The sequence below is a fragment of the Lactiplantibacillus mudanjiangensis genome (genome assembly GCF_005405385.1).
GTDB classification, from domain to species: Bacteria; Bacillota; Bacilli; order Lactobacillales; family Lactobacillaceae; genus Lactiplantibacillus; species Lactiplantibacillus mudanjiangensis.
Map to the genome: position 1 here is coordinate 306,552 of NZ_BJDY01000004.1, position 19,704 is coordinate 326,255.

Annotated in this window: 17 protein-coding genes; 11 read left to right on the top strand and 6 right to left on the bottom strand. The window is 45.0% G+C overall.

The genetic code is table 11. The annotated features are described in order from the left end of the window. Nucleotides 1-111 precede the first annotated feature (111 nt). Complete coding sequence (gene recQ / locus FFM84_RS09645; RefSeq protein WP_130845322.1) at nt 112-1,905, top strand: DNA helicase RecQ; 1,794 nt, start codon at nt 112-114, stop codon at nt 1,903-1,905. Nucleotides 1,906-2,417: 512 nt separating this feature from the next. On the opposite strand, the gene FFM84_RS09650 is transcribed toward recQ, so the two are convergent. Then, a complete protein-coding gene (locus FFM84_RS09650) occupies nt 2,418-3,569 on the bottom strand; it encodes a serine hydrolase domain-containing protein (protein ID WP_130845057.1) in 1,152 nt (383 codons plus the stop codon). 98 nt (nt 3,570-3,667) lie between these two features. Between FFM84_RS09650 and FFM84_RS09655 the strand changes: the two genes are divergently transcribed. Next, entirely contained in the window at nt 3,668-4,549 is an 882-nt protein-coding gene (locus FFM84_RS09655; protein ID WP_130845058.1) for an RluA family pseudouridine synthase, read from the top strand. Between the two features lie 71 nt (nt 4,550-4,620). Here the strand turns inward: FFM84_RS09655 and FFM84_RS09660 are convergent, their stop codons facing one another. Next, a complete protein-coding gene (locus FFM84_RS09660) occupies nt 4,621-4,947 on the bottom strand; it encodes an ArsR/SmtB family transcription factor (protein WP_130845059.1) in 327 nt (108 codons plus the stop codon). 415 nt (nt 4,948-5,362) lie between these two features. On the opposite strand from FFM84_RS09660, the gene FFM84_RS09665 reads away from it, so the two are divergent. Together FFM84_RS09665 and msrA are read left to right on the top strand one after the other, a co-directional pair. Continuing rightward, nucleotides 5,363-6,127: a flavodoxin family protein gene (locus FFM84_RS09665; protein ID WP_130845060.1), complete on the top strand. Its 765-nt coding sequence runs from the start codon at nt 5,363-5,365 to the stop codon at nt 6,125-6,127. A 72-nt stretch (nt 6,128-6,199) separates the two neighbouring features. Then, nucleotides 6,200-7,015, top strand: a complete 816-nt coding sequence (gene msrA, locus FFM84_RS09670) for a peptide-methionine (S)-S-oxide reductase MsrA (protein ID WP_130845061.1) — start codon at nt 6,200-6,202, stop codon at nt 7,013-7,015. 62 nt (nt 7,016-7,077) lie between these two features. Here msrA and FFM84_RS09675 read toward each other — a convergent pair whose 3' ends face one another. Further along, complete coding sequence (locus FFM84_RS09675; protein ID WP_130845323.1) at nt 7,078-7,770, bottom strand: EAL domain-containing protein; 693 nt, start codon at nt 7,768-7,770, stop codon at nt 7,078-7,080. A gap of 94 nt (nt 7,771-7,864) precedes the next feature. Between FFM84_RS09675 and FFM84_RS09680 the strand changes: the two genes are divergently transcribed. From FFM84_RS09680 to FFM84_RS09710, 7 genes are all read left to right on the top strand, one after another. Then, nucleotides 7,865-9,220 (top strand): FAD-dependent oxidoreductase, encoded by a 1,356-nt coding sequence (locus tag FFM84_RS09680; protein WP_130845062.1) that lies wholly within the window; start codon nt 7,865-7,867, stop codon nt 9,218-9,220. Nucleotides 9,221-10,053: 833 nt separating this feature from the next. After that, on the top strand, nt 10,054-10,392 hold the full coding sequence (locus FFM84_RS09685; RefSeq protein WP_130845063.1) for an FMN-binding protein: 339 nt from the start codon (nt 10,054-10,056) through the stop codon (nt 10,390-10,392). A 114-nt stretch (nt 10,393-10,506) separates the two neighbouring features. Then, nucleotides 10,507-11,508: a hypothetical protein gene (locus FFM84_RS09690; protein ID WP_225425300.1), complete on the top strand. Its 1,002-nt coding sequence runs from the start codon at nt 10,507-10,509 to the stop codon at nt 11,506-11,508. Between the two features lie 85 nt (nt 11,509-11,593). Beyond that, on the top strand, nt 11,594-12,709 hold the full coding sequence (locus FFM84_RS09695) for a YibE/F family protein (protein ID WP_130845065.1): 1,116 nt from the start codon (nt 11,594-11,596) through the stop codon (nt 12,707-12,709). Further along, nucleotides 12,706-13,470 carry a YibE/F family protein gene (locus tag FFM84_RS09700; protein WP_130845066.1) on the top strand — a complete coding sequence of 255 codons (765 nt, stop codon included), beginning with the start codon at nt 12,706-12,708 and terminating at the stop codon, nt 13,468-13,470. Before FFM84_RS09695 ends, FFM84_RS09700 begins: the two co-directional genes overlap by 4 nt. 57 nt (nt 13,471-13,527) lie before the next feature. Beyond that, nucleotides 13,528-14,091 carry a GNAT family N-acetyltransferase gene (locus FFM84_RS09705; RefSeq protein ID WP_130845067.1) on the top strand — a complete coding sequence of 188 codons (564 nt, stop codon included), beginning with the start codon at nt 13,528-13,530 and terminating at the stop codon, nt 14,089-14,091. A 94-nt stretch (nt 14,092-14,185) separates the two neighbouring features. After that, on the top strand, nt 14,186-14,857 hold the full coding sequence (locus FFM84_RS09710) for a histidine phosphatase family protein (RefSeq protein WP_130845068.1): 672 nt from the start codon (nt 14,186-14,188) through the stop codon (nt 14,855-14,857). 502 nt (nt 14,858-15,359) lie between these two features. Here the strand turns inward: FFM84_RS09710 and FFM84_RS09715 are convergent. The 3 genes from FFM84_RS09715 to FFM84_RS09725 form a co-directional block, all read right to left on the bottom strand. Next, entirely contained in the window at nt 15,360-16,385 is a 1,026-nt protein-coding gene (locus FFM84_RS09715) for an alpha/beta hydrolase (RefSeq protein WP_130845069.1), read from the bottom strand. Further along, nucleotides 16,382-17,779, bottom strand: a complete 1,398-nt coding sequence (locus tag FFM84_RS09720; protein WP_130845070.1) for an MFS transporter — start codon at nt 17,777-17,779, stop codon at nt 16,382-16,384. Before FFM84_RS09720 ends, FFM84_RS09715 begins: the two co-directional genes overlap by 4 nt. A gap of 398 nt (nt 17,780-18,177) precedes the next feature. Next, on the bottom strand, nt 18,178-19,659 hold the full coding sequence (locus tag FFM84_RS09725) for a UDP-N-acetylmuramoyl-L-alanyl-D-glutamate--2,6-diaminopimelate ligase (protein WP_130845071.1): 1,482 nt from the start codon (nt 19,657-19,659) through the stop codon (nt 18,178-18,180). Nucleotides 19,660-19,704: the final 45 nt, after the last annotated feature.

Below are 19,704 nucleotides of genomic sequence, written 5' to 3' on the forward strand. Positions count from 1 at the left end.
ATAATAGTAACCAAAAAAATTGAAATCATTTATAAGACCGTCAGTTGTATCTCCCTTAAATTCTCGGTAGAATGGAAGCACTGATTTAATATAGAAGGAGTGGCAACGACGATGGATTTAGCGGCGGCGCAACAAGTATTAAAAACGACTTTTGGGTACGACGAGTTTCGGCCGGGACAAAAGGCCGTCATTGAACAAGTGTTAGCTGGGGAAAACACGTTGGCGGTTATGCCAACCGGTGGCGGTAAGTCGCTCTGTTATCAAATTCCAGCGTTACTATTTAATGGGTTGACGGTGGTCGTTTCGCCGTTGATTTCTTTAATGAAAGATCAAGTCGATGCGTTGAATGATAATGGGATCGCGGCGACCTTTATTAACAGTTCGCTAGATTATCAAAGCATTCAACAACGCCTCAATGAATTGCGTGCTGGGGACTACACGTTACTCTACATTGCACCAGAAAGACTAGATTCACCGCAGTTTATTCGTGATTTAGGGCAACTGCCAATTGATCTATTGGCGATTGATGAAGCGCATTGTATCTCACAATGGGGGCATGATTTCCGGCCAAGTTATTTGGCTTTAAGTACGGCAATTGAGCAATTACCAACCCATCCACAAGTTTTAGCCTTAACGGCCACCGCGACGGAACAAGTCGCGCAAGATATTTGTGAACGGTTGTCGATTGCGCCAGATGATGAAGTGAATACGGGGTTTGCTCGTGATAATTTGGATTTGGCGGTGGTCAAGGACCAAGATACGGACCGTTATATTTTGGATTATTTAAAGGCCAATCAAGGTGAAGCCGGGATTATCTATGCCAGTACGCGTAAAGAAGTCGCTCGGATTACCACTTTACTTCAACATAAGCAGATTAAAGCCACGATGTATCATGCGGGGTTAGATGACGAGGTGCGCCGGCAAAATCAAGAAGATTTCTTATTTGATCGGGTGCAAGTGATGGTCGCCACCAATGCCTTTGGGATGGGGATCGATAAAAGTAATGTGCGGTTTGTCATTCATGCCCAAGTTCCTGGGACGTTGGAAGCTTATTACCAAGAAGCCGGTCGGGCGGGACGAGATGGCTTACCAAGTGAAGCCATTTTGATGTTTCGGCCCAATGATATTCAACTCCAACATTTCTTTATTGATCAATCAGAGATGGATGATGAACATAAGCATCGAGCCTATCAAAAACTACAAGTGATGACCCAATATGCCAATACCCAAGGTTGTTTACAGCAATTTATTTTGAACTATTTTGGGGAAAAGTCAGCACCTTGCCAGCGTTGTAGCAATTGTCGGGATGATCGCGAAGCGCAGGATATTACAACGAATGCGCAAAAAGTCTTGTCCTGTGTGGTCCGGGTGCATAGCCGTTTTGGTAAAGGGGTGATTGCGCAAGTTTTGACAGGGGCCAATAATCAACGGATTCGGGATTTAGATCTTAAAGGCTTGCCAACATATGGTATTATGGCTGATCAACGGCAGAAGAGTGTTACCGAGCTGGTCGACTTTTTAACGGCCGCGGGGTATTTACAAAGTATTGGTGGTCAGTATCCGACCTTAACAGTCACGAAAACTGGGGTTGGCGTCTTAAAAGGTGAAACCAAAGTGTACCGCAAAACGGCGCAAACCGTTAAAGCGGCTGCGCCAGTTAATGATGCGTTATTTGAACAACTACGAACATTGCGGCGTCAGTTAGCTGAAGACCAACAAGTGCCACCGTTTGTGATTTTTTCAGATAAAACGTTACATTCAATGTGTGATCTATTGCCCGCGACCGATGCAGAATTTTTGAATGTTCGTGGAGTCGGTGCTAACAAGTTAGACAAATATGGTGAAACGTTTATGCAAACGATTCGCGCTTACGTTAATCAACCTGAAGCAACGACCGTTGATTAAGCTGGTTGAGTAAAGATTGAAAGCCAATGATGTACTAGCATTGGCTTGGATTATGCTACCTGCGTCAGCCAGTGATTCTGCCGGCTGTGGGGACCGGCTCCAGCCAAAGTACGGGCTTCCACCTCGCTTTTAAGCCTAGCCCAAACCGCTAGTCTTAAAAGTCGTCCACATCGTAAAGTCCGGCAAAAGCATCCGGACTAACGATGTTTTCACGGCCGGCGCCATCACTGACTGACGCCGGTTATACTGTAGATGTTAGTCATAATCATCATAACCGAGAGTGAGCTCACATTGAGCCCAGCCGTGGGAGACTCTTAGCGATTTATCGCTTAGAGCCTGGCGCTTTTGAAACGCGGTTTTGGCGGTTCAAAACGACGGTTCAGACTGCTTTTTGGCTGAGCCGGTCCGCCCACAGCGTTCCGGCTCAAGGTGGGCGAACGGTAGGTGGCAAGCCAGTCTGCTTCTAATTAGTAATGCTTGCCACATCAACGATTATTGCTAAAAGGTAGTTTTTACCCTTTAGCTTGTTGATTCAACAAAGTGTATAACTGATTGTTGACGACGCCAAATGAGCGAATATTATTTTGGACATTTGACATCAAAACGATATACGTTTTACCAGTATGGGTGAAACTGTTCGAGACATTCCAGCCACTGACAATGCCGTGACTGTTATAAGTGCCTGGATCAACGTAAAAGCCCATGCCGTAGCCTGATGAACTACCGGCGGTGAGTAATTGCTGACGCGCTTTAGTTGATAATAATTTACCTTGCATCAAGGCAGCATCAAACTTGTACATCTCGGTAACGGTCATCGCTAAGTTGCCAACGCCATAAAGTTGTGATAAATCAGGTAAGGTGGGTGTCACGTATTTGCCGTCACTACTGATGCGGTAGCCGGTTGAGCGCTTAGGATCTTTGGCAAATTTTTGGTAAGTAAGTGGTGTCGCCATGTTGGCGGGATCAAAAACACGCTGTTGCAAGTAGGTCATTAATGGCTGGTGACTAAGTTTTTCGACTAAATAGGCTAAGACGGTATAATTACTATCTAAATAGTGCCAAGTTCCTGGTTGGCTCGTAATACCTTGTTTTTCAATATCTTTGACGAGCTTAGCGGGGGTGGTGGCGGCGTTAACTTCTTGATGACCAGCCAAACCAGACGTATGATTCAAGAGATTCTTCAACTTGATCTTATTGCCGTTAGGAAAATGTGGAAAATAGCGATTCACTGGATCTGTAATTTTCAGTTTGCCAGCACTTTGTAGCTGTAAAATGGCCGTCGCGATTAACGCCTTTTCGGTTGAACCGATGTAGTAGGGTGTGGCGAGTTCATTTTTAAGCTGTTGCTTACGATTACGCCAACCATATGCTTTACGCAGAATTACATGATTTTCACGCACGATTAAGGCCGTCCCCGTAAAGTGCTGTTGGGTTAAATAGCGATCAATCGCGGTATCTTTGACGACGGTTGTGAGTGGTGTGGTAGGTTTCTTAATTGCTTTTTTCTTCGTGGGTGTTTTTTTCACGGTTAAACTAGTTTTCGGATGAGCTGGTGTGGTGGACTGTGGCCACCAGTGGATTGTTAACCAAGCGGCGCCCCCCACGCCGATGAGTATAACTAAAAATAATCGTAAATGATAAAATTTTCGATGTTGATAATGCATGTAATCTCCCCCAAGGTCTTACAATATTAGCCCTACTATACCACGTCTGTACAAAAAAGAATGTTAAGATTTTGTCGCATTTTAAAGGAGCCGCAAAAATGGAATTTAGATGGCAACACACGGGTGAACCCGTTTCAATGAAACGCTTTTTAACTAAACATGGGATCAGCATGCGGCTGATCAAGGCCATTAAGCATGGTGAGGGTGAGTTCCGGTTAGATGGGATTCCACACTTCGGTGAGATTACCGTGGAAAATGGTGATTATGCGGGTATTTGGTTACCAGCCGAAGGGGCTGACCCTGAAGTTGCCGTGAGTTCGGTGCCAATTACTGTGTTATATGAAGATGATCATTGGTTAGTGGTCAATAAACCAGCCGGCTTAACGAGTGTGCCGGGTCCTACTAACCGTGAAGATACGTTGGTTAATCGGGTCAAAGGTTATTTGATGGCACAGCAAGCTGAAAATCAAAAGCCCCATTTGATTACCCGATTGGATCGTGATACGAGTGGCTTAGTGCTGGTAGCCAAGCATCGAGTCGCGCAAAGTATGACAACTTGGGAACCTGTTGCTAAAACGTTAAGAAAGACGTATTTAGCGTGGGTCGATGGGCAATTAACCCCAGCGCAAGGGACGATCACTGCGGCAATCGGGCGAGTCGGGACGAGTCCACGGCGTGAAGTTACGCCAGCGGGTCAAGATGCCACTACTAAATATTGGGTTGAACAGACTTTTGCCACGGCCACGCAAGTCAAACTGGAGCTGGTTACTGGACGAACCCATCAAATTCGGGTACATCTAAGCCATTTGGGCCATCCGTTATTAGGCGATCAACTTTACGCGGGTCCGACGACGTTAATTCAACGGCAGGCGCTACATGCGGCGACATTGCAGTTCCATGATCCATTTACTGATCAGGATTTACAATGGCAAGCGCCACTACCTGAGGATTTAGAACAGTTAATTAATCAACTCAAATAAAGTCTTAATCAAAAACCGGCGCCAATCCTCAAAAGTAGGATGGACGCCGGTTTTGTTGATGTTAACGCCACTTACTTCGGCTGACTAGCTTCGAAGTCGGTAGTTAACGTGGTAAAGGTTGATTGTAATTGTTTTAAGGGTTCCGCTAAGGTGAGATAATAAATATGTTCCACCCCGTTGCTACGCATATCAATGACCCCAGCTTCACGCATTAAACGTAAATGATGTGAGACAGCTGGACGTGAAATGTTCACTAAAGCAGTAATTGCGGTGACGTTTAAGCCATCGCCACTATTCCCCAAGGCAATAATAATTTGTCGCCGAATGGTTTCGGCAAAAATGCCAATGAGTTGTGCACTCTCTGTTAGTGCGGTTGCTGATTTTTGATAGTTCGCCATGACTGACCTAAGTCCTTTCAAATTCAATTGGTTGGCTTGATCGGATGATGCGTCCCCTTGATATCAATCTGGCCGCCACCAGATTGATACTAACGTGATCAAAGCCTCAGTTGACAACTCCGCCTAAAACTAGGTGGCTGTGATACTATTAACTGGTACACAATTAGTTCAACGAATTGCTTCGAATGAGTGAAGCGTTTCGAGTAACTTGTTAGTCCGTAAGTTGTCTAACGGGCGGGGCCATGGGATGGTTAGAAGCTTGGCTCTTGTCCTATTAAAACAACTCTGTAATTAATTGTCAATTGTTTCTCGTTTTAACTATTCATAATTATAGTACTTAACGATTGTGGTTAGTTTAGTAAGTGCTTTTTGAATAACAATGATCGTTAACTTAATTTGATTGGAGGAGATCTGAATGTATGTGTTAGGACTCTTGGGATCGCAACGGCCAGATGGCGTTACGGCCCAAACGTTAAAGGCGGTTTTGAAAGGGGCCGCTAAAACGGCAAAAGTTGAACTGATTAATCTAAATGACTATGTTATTTTACCAGATCAGCCTAGCCAACACAACTCAGACTTAGACTTGATAGAAAACAAGCTGTTAAAGGCAGATGTTTGGGTTTTGGCGGCGCCGACTTATTTAGGTGGTCTATCTGGGGTGATGAAGAATTTTTTAGATTGTATGCGGAATCGGATTGCGCGTTTTAATGCGGTTGGTGAGGCCGTCCCAGATCGGTTTAAGAATAAACACTATGTTACTGTGACGAATTGTTACGTTGGTAGCGTTGAAAATATGGTGACCGGTATGACGGATGCGGCCTTCAAAACGATGGATAAGTTTTTGACGATGGGCGGCCTGATTAAAATTCGTGAAATTGTGGTCACGAAGACTTTTGGCATGTCACAATTGTCAGCTAAAAAACAAAGTGAGTGTGAACGCGTTGGTCAAAAAGCGGTACAAAGAAAGGAGCGCGACGATAATACGATGAAACGCTATGTAGAATTATTTTTAATGATTGCGGTGATGGCATTAATCACGATGGGGATTGAGGCTGGCATTGGTCAACTAATTCCGCTACAAAACTTTTGGGCTTATTATGGGGTGTTTGTCATTGTTTTCTATGTGCTGTTAGCCTCGATCCTACACTTTTTCACCGTGGTTAAACATCGGCGGCACTAGTTGTGAGCAAATGGATTGCCACGGAAAAGCAGACGACGTAAGCTTAGAGAAAATCGGTGAGGAGGGGTCGTTATGGCACTATCAATGGCTGAATTGACGCAACAAATAACCACTTTAATCTTAAATCCAGGGACGCGTGCTTGGGAACGACAATTATTAGTAGGTGCCAAGCAGCGGTTAACCCCAAATACCACAGCGGCTCGCGAGCTTTCTCGATTATTGGCTGACTTACGACCATTAGCACAACGGCAAAACTTAACGCCAGCAGTGGCTGACTTTTATCGGCAAATGACCGGGGAAACGGTCTTAGATTCGCGTGACTTAGTGGCGCAACACACGGCACCTGATCCACCATATCAAGAACGAGCGGTATTTGCTGGTGGCTGTTTTTGGTGTATGGTAGAACCGTTTGAAACACGCCCCGGGATCAACGCCGTCATTTCAGGTTATACGGGTGGCACGGTCGCACAGCCGACTTATGATCAAGTCATTAGTCAATCAACGGGCCATGTGGAAGCAGTTGAGATCTTGTTCGATACTCGTCAAGTGACTTATGCCGACTTATTGACGGTTTATTGGCAATTGATTGATCCAACCGATGATAGTGGGCAAGTGAATGATCGTGGTGAGTCTTATCGGCCAATTATTTTCGTGAATTCAGCGGCCCAACGTCAATTGGCGGAAGCGTCAAAACAACGGGTCATTGATCAGCGGCAATATCAAAAGCCAATTGTCGTGGCAATCGAACCGACAACGACGTTTTGGCCCGCTGAAAACTATCATCAACAGTTTTATCGGCAGCAACCTAAGCGTTACCAACGGCTAGAACGGGCGCGTCAACGGTATTTGCGCTGGCAACGTCTATGGGCCAAATGGCGACGAAAATAAAAAAATAGCTGTGGTGACGGTTTAAGCGGATTGCTTGAATCGTCACCACAGCTATTTTAAGCTTACATAGCTGCCTGATCTTGTGGTAATTTTAATAATTGTGGTTTACTAAAATAATAACCTTGTTTATACTTAATGCCTAACTTCTGACTAAGTACGTTGTCGGCGGCATTTTCCACACCTTCTAAAACTAAACGCAACCCATATTCTGTGCTCATGGCGCGCCAAAAACGGACCTTTTGCTGGATCTTAGGATCATTGAAGGCCAACTTAAAGTTTTGCAAAGCAAACTTGAGTTCTGACACTAATGGGAGTAAAGTTTGAACATCATCAAAGTAGTTATCCCCAGTCCCAACATCGTCCAACGAAATTTGAATGCCTTGGTCAACTAATGATTGTAACAAGGGTAGCATTTCGGCTACTGGATATTGTTCAGGCCCATCGTCTTCAGTTAGTTCTACAACGAGTCGAGCAGGGTAAAGCTGTTGTTGACTTTTAATAATAGCGTCGACGATCGGTGTGGTCATCAGTTGTTCACGGTTAATGTTGACGGAACAGTAATTGACCTTTAGTGCCAAGACCCTGGTGGTTGCGATTAGTAATTCCGCGATAGTTTGCGCATCGATGGCAGCAAAATTAACAGGTGGCCGCCAGCCTTCAGGTGTCAGTTGTTTCATTAATAATTCATAACCCGTAATCGTTTTTGTCTTAGTATTGATTTGGGGCTGAACAAAATAGCGATAAAATGGTTCCAAATAGTTTTCCTCCGAAAATAGTTGATGTTTATTCATTAAAAGAACGGTATACTTATAATAAGTTAAGTATAGACAGAAAGAAAGGATTAATTTTATGAAAGTTATTGTTGTTGGTTGTACGCACGCCGGAATTGCGGCCATCAAGCAGATCTTAAAAACTTATCCTGATGCAGAAATTACTGCATATGAACGTCAAGCAAGTATTTCATACCTATCATGTGCCACCTATTTACATATTGAAGGAACCGTTGAAGACTTGTCGGCCGCATTGTATGCGGAACCTGCGGATTTCGTCAAGCAGGGGGTCAACATGAAGGTTGAACATGATGTTATTCGTATTGATACTATGGCACATACGGTTCGTGTTCAAAATTTAGTGACGCGAGAAATGTTCACTGATCATTATGATAAGTTGATCATGACTACCGGGTCAATTACCGCAATCCCAGCCATTACAGGGATTGAAAATCCTAAAGTCCTTTTATGTAAGACTTATGATCAAGCAAATAATTTATGTGAATCAACTATTGATGCGAAAAAAATCGCAATTATTGGTGGTGGCTATGTCGGTGTTGAACTAGCAGAAGGCTATGCGAATACGGGACGAGAAGTCGTGTTGATTCAGCAAACCGCGCATGTGTTGGACAAATACATTGAACCGTTAATTGCCAATCAGGTGATGGATGTCTTAGCCGATCACGGTGTCAAAGTTGTGTTGAGTACGCAAGTGTCTGCTTTTGAGGATACCGAAGATGGATCGTTAATGGTTAGAACAAATTCCGGGGATTTTGAAGTGGATATGGCGGCGATGAGTGCTGGGATGATTCCGTATACCGATTTATTGGATGGTAAAGTGGATATGGCCGACAATGGGGCCATCGTTGTTGATGATTATGCCCAAACTTCAGATCCTGATATTTTAGCCGCTGGCGATGCAGCACTTAGTCATTATAATCCGACCCGTGGCATGATCTATACACCATTGGCTTCTCAAGCGGTACGCCAAGGTGCCTTGGCCGGAATTAATGTCGGTGAACGGCGGTTGCGGACATTAGGAACTCAGGCCACAACTGGGATGTTTGTTTTCAAACATACGATTGTGACAACTGGTTTAACGATGGCTGCAGCTCAGGACGCTAAATTGAATGCCGCGATGGCCGTTTATCAAGGTAATTACCGACCAGAATTCATGCCAAATGCTTATCCGGTGACTGTCGTCTTAGTTTATGATCGTAATAACCGCCATATTTTAGGGGCGCAGTTAATGAGTCAACATGATGTGTCACAAGCAGCTAATACAGTCTCCGCTTTAATTCAAACTGAAAGTACGATTGATCAACTCGCCTTCTTGGATATGTTATTTTCACCGAGTTTCAATCAGCCATTTAATTATTTGAATTTAGTTGCCCAAATCGCCGTCGAACAAGAACACGGTTATTTAAGAACTTAATTCAGCAAAAAAGGCCTCAACTTGCGATTTTGCAAGTTGAGGCCTTTTTAATGATGTTCATGGTGTGATTCGTGAACGCGTCCACCAATTAAAGTCGCCATAACCATACCTAAGAGTAAGCTGATACTGATGAGTAAAATAGCCATTAGTTTTCAACCCCATTTGTAGATTTTTACCTAACAATACTGGGTTAATGCTACCTAAACTAGCTCGTTTAGGTAAAAGTTGTGTCATGTTTTGGTAAAGCTATCAATCGATAGGAAAAACCAATCGATTCCGCGCCGTTACTGACTTAGTTGCATGTTAAGATGAAGTTAGCAATGATCGAAAGATATTTTAATTAGTAATAATCACTGAATAAAAATAGGCTAACTTGCCACCTACCGTTCGCCCACATTGAGCCGGAACGCTGTGGACGGACCGGCTCAGCCAAAGGGCGGTCTGAGCCGTCGTTTTGAACCACCAAAACCGTGTTTCAAAAGCGCCAATCTCTAAGCGATAAATCGCTAAGAGATTCCCACGGCTGGGCTCAATGTGGACTCACTCTCGGTTATAGTGGTGATCACAAACTTAATTAACAACCACAAGATAACCGGAGTCAACCAGTGATGGCGTCGGCCGTGCAAACAGCGTTAGTCCGGGTGGTTTTTCCGGACTTTACGATGTGGACGACTTTTGAGACTAGCGGTTTGGGCTAGGCTTAAAAGCGAGGTGGAAGCCCGATTTTGGGCTGGAACCGGTCCCCACAGCCGACAGAATCACTGGCTGACGGAGGTGGCCCGGCTATCTTTCAACTTTTAGTGAAATCAGTAAAAGACGAAGGGGGCTTTAAGATGGCAACGTATAAACCAGGGGCCTATCACATTGTTGGTGATGGTTACTTGCATGATTTACCATTGACGATTTCATTTACTGCGGATCAACTTGTGGGGATCGAAGTGGCGCCGGAAACCAAGTTGCATGGTTTGGAAAAAGAGGCGATTCCACAAGTGGTAACACGGTTATTAATGGCTCAAACCGTTGATATTGATGCCGTCACAGGGGCTACAGTAACGAGTGATGGCTTAGTTGATGCGGTCACCGATGTGATTGATGCGATGCCAACGACTGATCCGGATGGCCCCGCCCATAATCTGCTTGCCCAGTATCGGCATATTGCAACATCAAAATAAGTTTTAAAACGTTGTGTTGACTTTGACCGATTAGGTGAAGCCGGCGCAACGTTTTTAGTTTGTTATAATAAGACTAATGACATTAGATTAGTGGAGGTGGCGAATTTGCAAGTCGTGGGTTCATTATTATCGACAATTGGTTGGCTTGGTTTGGGACTCATTGGGAGTTTACTAGGTGCGACTTTGATTTATGAGTTTGGTCAGTGGTTGGGCAGTCGCCTGACTGGTGGCCGTGTAGTTAAAATTGCCGGATATCGGTATCAATTGGTTCATTTTGACGGCCATTGGCGTTGGCAACGGCCCATCCATTCCGAACCGCATTTGGTCATTATGCCGCCAAGTGAGTCGGAACGCTTCAATTATGCGGCGATTTGTTTTAGCGGGGGCTTGTTTAATTTGTTAGCGGTGATTTTTAGTTTGGTCACGGTACAACAATTGGCTCATGGGTTTGATTTGTGGTTGATGATTGCGATTATTTGGATTTGGGTGAATACGTTAAAAGCGCTTCAATTGTTACCTTTCGTGTGGCGTGGCCGGGCAACCGCGGCCTTAGATTTTAAAACGGCCCGGGCAATTCCGGCTGGCACAACTGCAGCTTACGTGACCATGTTAGCTACAGCAACGATGGTAGAAACGGGCAGTGTTGCGTCGTTACCAGTTGACGCGATTCAGTTAGCACCAGGCAGCACGAGTCAGAATTATTTAATTGTCCGTCAAGCTTGGGTCACGCTGCAATGGGGCCAGCAACATGGCTTACCGTTAGCTGAGTTGTTAACCGGACTAACGCGATTAACGCATAGTTTTAATGAATTGCCACCAGCGGATATGGCCGTGTACTTAGATGCGACACTCTATTGGCATCTGCTGGCAGAACAGGCCGATGCGCAGTTCATTGCCTGGGTCCAGGACCATGAGCTGCAACGCTTACGGCAACGTTATACGCCATTGACCCAGTTTAAGTTACGAGCAGTGTATCAATGGCGCGTCAGCCATCAAGCACCAACTGCTTTAGACACGATTGAGCAAGGGTTAAAATGGGCAAATCGTGAACATAATACGACCGAAGTGATGTGGTTAAAGGATTTACAAACACAAATTGAACAGGCGGAAGCTTAGATTCTGGTAAAGATTTAGTCCAAGTCACGTTATCTCGCGTGGTGCGTGCTAAGCTAGCACTAGTTTAAGTGAGAAAAGGGTGGAAATGTTGCAGCAACGAATGAAACGATCGTGGGGTTTGTGGCTAACGATTGTGGTTGTCATTGTTGGCTTGATTGGTGTTGGTTTAACACGAAAAAATGCCGCTTGGTATCAACAAACGGTGGCACAAGTGACCAAAGTACAAGCCATTCAACACACGGCGACGACTGATGAATTTCAAAATAAAGATGTTGATGCCAGCCAATGGGTGACAATCAAGGTTTTAAATCATCAGCATCAAGGTCGAACGTATCGGATCAAAAATAGTTATACGAAATCGGGAGCGATGGATCAGGCCTACCGGGTAGGCGATCAAGTCTTTGTTCGTATCCCGAAGAGTGCTAGTCGAGCAGTCACGATTCAAGGCTTGAAACGCGATACCGCGTTGGCTTTTGTCGCTTGGTTGGCGTTAGCATTACTGTTATTGATTATGCGTTTTAGCGGCTTGATGGCGTTACTGAGTGTGACGTTAAATGCAGTCTTGTTTTATGGCGCGATTCAAATTGATTTGATGACTAATGGTGGCCATTTATATACGTTATTTGGTGGGTTAGCCATTATTTTTGCGGTTTTAACGTTATGGCTGGTGCTTGGTTTTTCTCGGCAGATGCTGGTGACGTTAGGAGCAACGGTTGCTGGGACCGGATTAGCTGTCATTATTAGTTTAATTGTTTTTGCGGTGACTAAAGAACGTGGTGTCACTTATGAAGCGATGCAATACGTGACCCAAGTACCGCGACCATTATTTCTAGTAGAAACCGTGCTGGGATCATTAGGTGCGGTGATGGATGAATCGACCGATATTGTGGCTTCACTGTTCCAATTGCGTGAAGAACGACCAGATGTGACGGCGAATCAAATCTTTAAATCTGGTTTAACGATTGGTCGGTCAATCATGGGACCATTAATTAATGTGTTATTCCTGATCTTTATGGCCGATACCTTTGCGATGACGCTATTGTACTTACGGAATGGCAACAATTGGGGCTATACTTTCTCGATGAATATGTCGTTAGGGATGGTTCAAAGTTTGATTTCAGGGATTGGCATTGTTTTAGCAATTCCAGTTGCCAGCTGGTTAGCTAGTCGGTTGATGCCTAGAAAGGCGGCGCAAGCATGAGTACCATTAGTGTTTTAGGGCTCGTCTTGTTTGCGCTGATGACGTTAATCGGTGGTAAAACAGGCGCCACGGCCTTTTTGAGTTTGATTTTTAACTTTGGGTTATTGTTCTTAGCGGTTGTCTTGATTTCGTGGGGATTTCCGGCAATGGGCGTGTCACTCGTCATTGGGACGATTATTTTGGCCTTTACAATTTTCTTTGGTGAGGAAAACGAGTTGGCGGCTAAAACGGCCTATATCGCGGCTCTAATCGTGATGGTTGGTCTTATTTTAGTGATTTTTCCAGTGGAGCACTGGATTATGGCACAAGGCTTTAGTTTGGAAGATAGTGAAGACTTAGAAGGGATGTCTTTAACGATTGGGGTATCCTTTGTTGGGGTCGCTGTGACGGAAGCTATTCTTAGTACATTAGGTGCGATTGCCGAGGCCAGCATTGCAATTGCGGCGGGGCTCAGTGAGATTATTGCGCAACATCCTAAAGTCATGACCAAGCGACTTTATCTAGATGGTATTAGCATTGGCAAACAGATCATTGGAACGACATTTAATACGTTGTTTTTTGGCTTCTTTGGTGGCTTTTTAGCACTATTTATTTGGTTCTCCGGTCTGCATTATTCGTTTGGCAGTGTGATCAATAATAAAATTTTTGTTGCTGAAGTTTTGATGGTTTTGTTTGCCTTAATTGGGGTTATTCTAACGGTGCCAGTGACGACTTGGGTCATGACGTTAACCCATCGGCAATCAATGAAGCATCCTGATTGACGCGGCTTAGTGAATCTTGCTAAGCTGGATAGGAAGTTAATTAGAGGAGGAACGTGCATGCAAATTAGATTAGCGCAACCAACTGATGCGGCGCAAATTGCGCCATTAGTGGGGATGATTTATCGAGATATGGAAATGCCAGTACTGGCTAAGGTAAGTGACGCCGATTTGTTAGCCATGCTCACAACGTTGTATCAACGGCCAGAAAACTTAACGGATTTGGCGCAAACGTTAGTAGCGGTTGATGACGACCAAGTGTTAGGGGTTGCTTTTGGTCATCCGGCAGCCAATGAAGTCGCGGTTAATCAGCTATTGCGAGCCGTTTCGGCGGCTCAATCCGGTTTTGACGCCCCTCTTGAACTTGGTGGCGAAACGCAACCTGGCGAATGGTATTTAAGCATGCTAGCCGTCAGCCCCAAAGCGCAGGGGAAAGGGATTGGCAGTCAACTCCTACAAGCTTTACCAGCTGTAGCTAAGGATCAAGGACTCAGTCGACTGAGTTTGAATGTTGATGATGGCAATCCTAAGGCGGCCAAGTTATATCATCGGCAAGGGTTTGAAACGGTCGGTAAATTGGTGATTGGCGTGCATCCGTATGCCCATATGGTTAAAAAGGTATAGTTTAATTAGTCTAAGTCACGAGGCTTAGACTTTTTTTGTGACTGGATAACAGGTAAAATTAAGATATCAGTTTAGTTAGGGAGGCACATGAACCATGCAAATCTATTTTGTGCGGCACGGTCGTACACAGTTTAATCTTGAACATCGTTTTCAAGGTGGCGATTCGGATTCGCCATTAGTGGAGAGTGGCATCTTGGGTGGTAAAGCGGCTGGAAAACGGCTACAAGCGGTCCAATTCGAGGCTGTTTATAGTAGTCCGCAAAAGCGAGCGTTTGATACGGCCCAATATATTGTTGAGGCTAATCAGTGGCAACCCGACATTCAAGTGGAACCACGACTACGAGAAATGCGGTTTGGCCGTTGGGACGGTTTGCTGGAAGCCGAGGCGGAACCGAAAACGCAAGTGGATATGTTGATCAATCATCCTGAGCGTTATCAACCAGAACTTGCTGGACAAGGGGAAACTTACGCGGACTTTGTTGCGCGCACAACCGCGGCGGTACACGATGCTGTAGCGCAAGCCGGTGTTCAAAGTGATAAGCCATTATTGATGGTATCGCATGGTTTAGTCACCACAATGACGATTAAGGCGTTACTAGGAATTCCGATTGCCCAATTCCGCAAGCCTTTATATCTTGATGGTCAATTAATGTCGACGATCGGTCATGGCATTGTGGATAATGATAGCTTGACGATTCTAAAAACTGATGATAATCAAACCTTTAAAGTCAAAACTTGGAATGAGACCGATTATTTGGATGCGTAGTGTCTCGGTAATAGTGTTTTATGCTACCTCCGCCAGCCAGTGATTATGCCGGCTGTGGGACCGGCTCCAGCCCAAAGTGCGGGCTTCCACCTCGCTTTTAAGCCTAGCCCAAACCGCTTGTCTCAAAAGGCGTCCACATCGTAAGCCCGGGAAAATCATCCGGACTAACGATGTTTTCACGGCCGGCGCCATCACTGGTTGGCTCCGGCTATATCGTAAAATTAATCAATCTAGTAACTATCATAACCGAGAGTGAGCTCACATTGAGCCCAGCCGTGGGAATCTCTTAGCGATTTATCGCTTAGAGATTGGCGCTTTTGAAACACGGGTTTGGTGGTTCAAAACGATGGTTCAGACCGCTTTTTGGCTGAACCGGTCCGCCCACAGCGTTCCGGCTCAATGTGGGCGAACGGTAGGTGGCAAGTATAACTATTTTTAGTTTTAACAAGAAATGACACCAACCTGATCAGACGATCAAGTTGGTGTCATTTTTGAGTGTTGCTTATAATAAGCTAACGAGGCGTTCAGTCATCATCGTAGCCACGTCGCGTGCTTGCCAGAAGCGATCAACATGTGGCGCAAAGGCGTGATTTTGGCCTTGATATTGGACAAAGGTTGTTTCAACATCAGCTTGTGCCAGTCGTTGCGCATAGACCCAAGCTTGTGGTCGGAAGGGGTCGAATTCCCCAATGAGAATCATCGTGGCAGGGCTAGTGGCTAGGTCGGCCTGATTAAGTGGTGAAATCAGTGGCGCACCTGATTCCCAGCCAGTTGGTAAGTAATAATTAGTCATGATGGTATCTAATTGGCGGAATAGATCGTGATAGTTGTTTAAAATATCCTGTTGGGCTGGCATAATTGGAAAATTGTTCATGTCCCATAGCGCACCAGCATGATCAGCACCGGGAGCCGTCACTGGATAAAGCAAGAGCTGTTGGTTAACGGCATTATTACCGAGTTGACGATTCAAGCTAGCTGCGGCAATCGCAATGTTAGCGCCAGCTGAATCTCCTGAGATCGCAATTTTGGCATTAGGGTGCTGCGCCACAACGGCTTGAATTACCGCTAACCCATCTAAAATGCCTTCGGGTGCCGGATGCTCGGGTGCTAAACCATAGTCGACATTTAAGACTTCACAGTGACTTTGATTAGCGATGAGCTTGAGTAACACGGTGTTGTTAGCTGGGACGCCACCGTAAAAAGCACCACCATGCAAGTAGATTAATAGTTGTTCACCAATCACGGTCGTCGGGGTGAGCCAGTCAACGTTAACGGTGCGTCCAAGAGCTGTTAAGGACACTTGCCGACTAGTAACTGCATCGCCCACTGGATCAGCGATCGGCGCGTTGAGGCTACCTTCACGTAGACCATCTAAATCGGGATCGAGCGTGACCGGTTCACTAAAAGGTGCTAAATCTTGCAAAACGAGCGGATCGAATTGTCCACTTTTAATGTTTTGGGCCCACGGTTTTGTAATTTTTGTGACTTGATTTAATTTAGTCGTTGTTTCATGAATAGTTGGCATCATCGGTTCGTCTCCTCCTTTAAGGTCTTGGCAGTTTTATCAGCCTTAGGTGCGGCTGGTTCATCGACGAGTGTTTTTTCATCGAGTTTGTAGAATTGTAAGATTAAGAACATCCCTAAACCGAGAACGATTGGTAACCAGACAAAGGACCAGTTGATAGCGGTAATGGCACTGCTAGCTTGCACATGAGCTTTGGCATTGAAACCGCCCCAGGCAAGCAATTGTCCGGATAAGAAACCACCAAGACCCATCCCTAATTTAGCACCGATCATCGGTACAGCTGACAAGAAACCGGTTTCATTAAAACCAAGAATCTTATTGGAATAGTCGATCGTATCTGATAGCATCGCAAAAGCAATGGTAAAGGTGACCCCCATGGCAACCAGTGAGATCACCGCACCGGCAAAGAGGAAGAAGACACTGTTTGTCTTTTCAGCTAAAGGCAATAAGAGTTGACTGAAGATGAAAAGCACGAGTGAGGCTTGCATGATGTGCCGATTTTGAAAATGTTGTGAAAGGAATGGCACCGCTAAATTCCCAATAACTGAGACAAATGAAATCCCCAAAAAGGCTGCGGCTAAAGCTGGTTTGCCGTAAACATATTGAATAAAGAAGATAGCGGCTGAATTCCGCATAACCCAGAAAGTTTGGAGTAAGACGAAGGAGCAAGCTAAGATTAACCATGGCTTGTTACGTGCCGCACCTTTTAAAGATTGCCAGATGGACAACGATTTTGCGGGTTGTTCGGTAGTTGTTGCTGGTTCAACGATGTTAGTTTCATGCAAATTAAAGAAGGCGAAGACGAAGAGGCCGATGATAACGACACCTAAAATAATGGCCCATTGTGCGAACCCTTTAGATTGATTGCCACCACCTAAAATTTTAACAACGGGTAAGGTTCCCAGACTGACGATCGTTGCACCAATGGTGGTCATGACCATCCGGGCACTAGCTAATTTAGTCCGTTCAACGCTATCAGCGGTTAAGCTTGGCAGAATCGAGGTAATCGGTGTATTGGCACCGGAATAAATTAAACTAAATAACACATAAATAACGGTAACAAAGACGAGTTTTGACGTTTGACCACCCGCAAAAGTCGGGTTAATAAACAGAAACATGGCCAATAGTCCTAACGGAATTCCGAACCATAAAAAGTATGGTCGTGATTGCCCCCAACGAGTGTGTGTATGGTCAATTAAGTAACCATAAATCAAGGCGTCAAACGCATCAATACACCGCACGACCAAGAATAACGTGGCAACGAATGCTGGCGAAATGCCAATAACCGTTGTGTAGAAAAACAACAGATACATACTAACCATTTGCCAGATCATGTTGCCAGCCATATCGGTTGACCCATAAGCAATCCGGCGTTTCCAAATTGCAAACTGTTTCATTAATAATCCCCCCAAACTGACTATTGTTAAAACAAAAATTATTTCCTTTCAACAATTAAATTATAGGATTAGTTGAGGCCATTTATCGACTATTGTGAATAGTTAGGATAGTGACTAATCTAGCAGAGTGTTCCCTAAACCGGGTTGCGACTGAGCATAGCCTAGGCAAACAATTGATCGTGGGTTTTCGATCAGTTGTCTGCCGTAGCTAAGCGGAGGTCGCAGGTTCAGGGGACACGTTTCGACTTCAATCCTTGGTTAGACGTAGCTAAGCGGAGATCACAGGCTTGAGGAGCACGTTTCAAAGGCAAGGTGTATCAGGTTAGCTCCAATGAAAAGCATCAAACGCAAAAAAAGCGCCTAGGATTTTCTCCTAGACGCTAGTTTATATGCACAACCTAATCAATCGTTGGTTTTAACGCTAAAGCTTTAGCTGCTTCTTCACTGTCATCAAAGTGATGTTTGGTACGGCCGAGAATTTGATAATCTTCGTGGCCTTTACCAGCGATTAAGACGACATCGCCAGGTTGTGCTTGGTCGATGGCCTTGGCAATGGCTTCATGACGATCAACATAAACTGGAACGTTGGCATCAGGCACACCGGCGACCATGTCTTGTAAGATCATGTCAGGGTCTTCAGTCCGCGGATTGTCAGAAGTGAAGATTGGCTTCGTGCTGTGTTCAACGGCAATTTTAGCCATCTTTGGTCGTTTGCCTTTATCACGGTCACCACCGCAACCAACCACACAATAAATATCTTGTTTAGCAAAGTCTTGAATGGTTTCCAAGGCGTTCAATAAGCCATCTGGCGTGTGTGAATAATCGACAATGACACTGACACCGGTATGTGAAGGCACCGCTTGGAAGCGACCTTTAACCCCAGTGACTTTTTCAAGTGATTGAATGATTTGATCAGCGGGGATGCCACTTGCATAAGCCGCTGAAAAGGCAGCTAACATGTTATAGACATTGAATTGGCCGATTAGTTTCATCGTGACATGGGTGACTTCACCGAAAACGGATAAATCAAATTCTGTCCCATGACTCTTGATTTGGACGTTTTGCGCGTTGATCATGGCATCTGGCTTTAACCCAAAAGTCAAAACATGTGCGGCTGTATATTGGGCAAATTCACGCCCAACAGGGTCATCGGTGTTTAAGACTGCAACCTTAGCCGTCCCATTAGCGTCGTATTTGTTCCCTAATTGGGCAAATAACATTGCTTTAGCTTCCGCATAACTGGCCATTGTTTTGTGGAAGTCTAAATGATCTTGCGTCAAATTAGTAAAGACAGCAATATCATAGTCGATTCCCCAAACACGACCTAAGACTAGTGCGATTGAGGAGACTTCCATCGCAACCGTATCAACACCGGCATCGCGCATGGCGGCCAATGTCCGTTGCGTGGTGATTGAATCGGGTGTGGTATTAGCTGTAGGAAACTTTTCGTCTTTGATCTTCCGATACATTGTCCCGATCAAGCCAGTTGCTTGATTTTGATCCCGATAGATTTGTTCGATTAAATGGGTAACCGTGGTTTTACCGTTCGTTCCGGTAACGCCAATCATCCGCATTTTTTGACTAGGGGCACCATAGAAAACATCGGCTAAAATGGCCATTGCCCGTTCCGTGTTCGCGACATAAATCACGGGAACATCAACGTCAATTGGTTTTTGGGCGACAATGATTTTGGCACCAGCGGCAATCGCTTGTTGAACCCAATCATGACCATCCACGTGATAACCGACGACGGCGATAAACATCGCCCCAGGCTTAACTTCACGTGTATCCTGAGTCAGCATTGTGACGTCAAAATCTTCGGTGACGGCGGGGTCAACGCGTTTGAATTTTAAACTATTAATTAATTGAGTGACTTTCATTAAATTAAACGTCCTTTTCATAAATGTCGTAATGAGTTACCTCTA

Coding starts and splice junctions, on each gene's coding strand:
- recQ (WP_130845322.1), top strand. CDS start 112: ATGGATTTAGCGGCGGCGCAACAAGTATTAAAAACGACTTTTGGGTAC.
- FFM84_RS09650 (WP_130845057.1), bottom strand. CDS start 3,569: ATGCATTATCAACATCGAAAATTTTATCATTTACGATTATTTTTAGTT.
- FFM84_RS09655 (WP_130845058.1), top strand. CDS start 3,668: ATGGAATTTAGATGGCAACACACGGGTGAACCCGTTTCAATGAAACGC.
- FFM84_RS09660 (WP_130845059.1), bottom strand. CDS start 4,947: ATGGCGAACTATCAAAAATCAGCAACCGCACTAACAGAGAGTGCACAA.
- FFM84_RS09665 (WP_130845060.1), top strand. CDS start 5,363: ATGTATGTGTTAGGACTCTTGGGATCGCAACGGCCAGATGGCGTTACG.
- msrA (WP_130845061.1), top strand. CDS start 6,200: ATGGCACTATCAATGGCTGAATTGACGCAACAAATAACCACTTTAATC.
- FFM84_RS09680 (WP_130845062.1), top strand. CDS start 7,865: ATGAAAGTTATTGTTGTTGGTTGTACGCACGCCGGAATTGCGGCCATC.
- FFM84_RS09685 (WP_130845063.1), top strand. CDS start 10,054: ATGGCAACGTATAAACCAGGGGCCTATCACATTGTTGGTGATGGTTAC.
- FFM84_RS09695 (WP_130845065.1), top strand. CDS start 11,594: ATGTTGCAGCAACGAATGAAACGATCGTGGGGTTTGTGGCTAACGATT.
- FFM84_RS09700 (WP_130845066.1), top strand. CDS start 12,706: ATGAGTACCATTAGTGTTTTAGGGCTCGTCTTGTTTGCGCTGATGACG.
- FFM84_RS09705 (WP_130845067.1), top strand. CDS start 13,528: ATGCAAATTAGATTAGCGCAACCAACTGATGCGGCGCAAATTGCGCCA.
- FFM84_RS09710 (WP_130845068.1), top strand. CDS start 14,186: ATGCAAATCTATTTTGTGCGGCACGGTCGTACACAGTTTAATCTTGAA.
- FFM84_RS09715 (WP_130845069.1), bottom strand. CDS start 16,385: ATGATGCCAACTATTCATGAAACAACGACTAAATTAAATCAAGTCACA.
- FFM84_RS09720 (WP_130845070.1), bottom strand. CDS start 17,779: ATGAAACAGTTTGCAATTTGGAAACGCCGGATTGCTTATGGGTCAACC.
- FFM84_RS09725 (WP_130845071.1), bottom strand. CDS start 19,659: ATGAAAGTCACTCAATTAATTAATAGTTTAAAATTCAAACGCGTTGAC.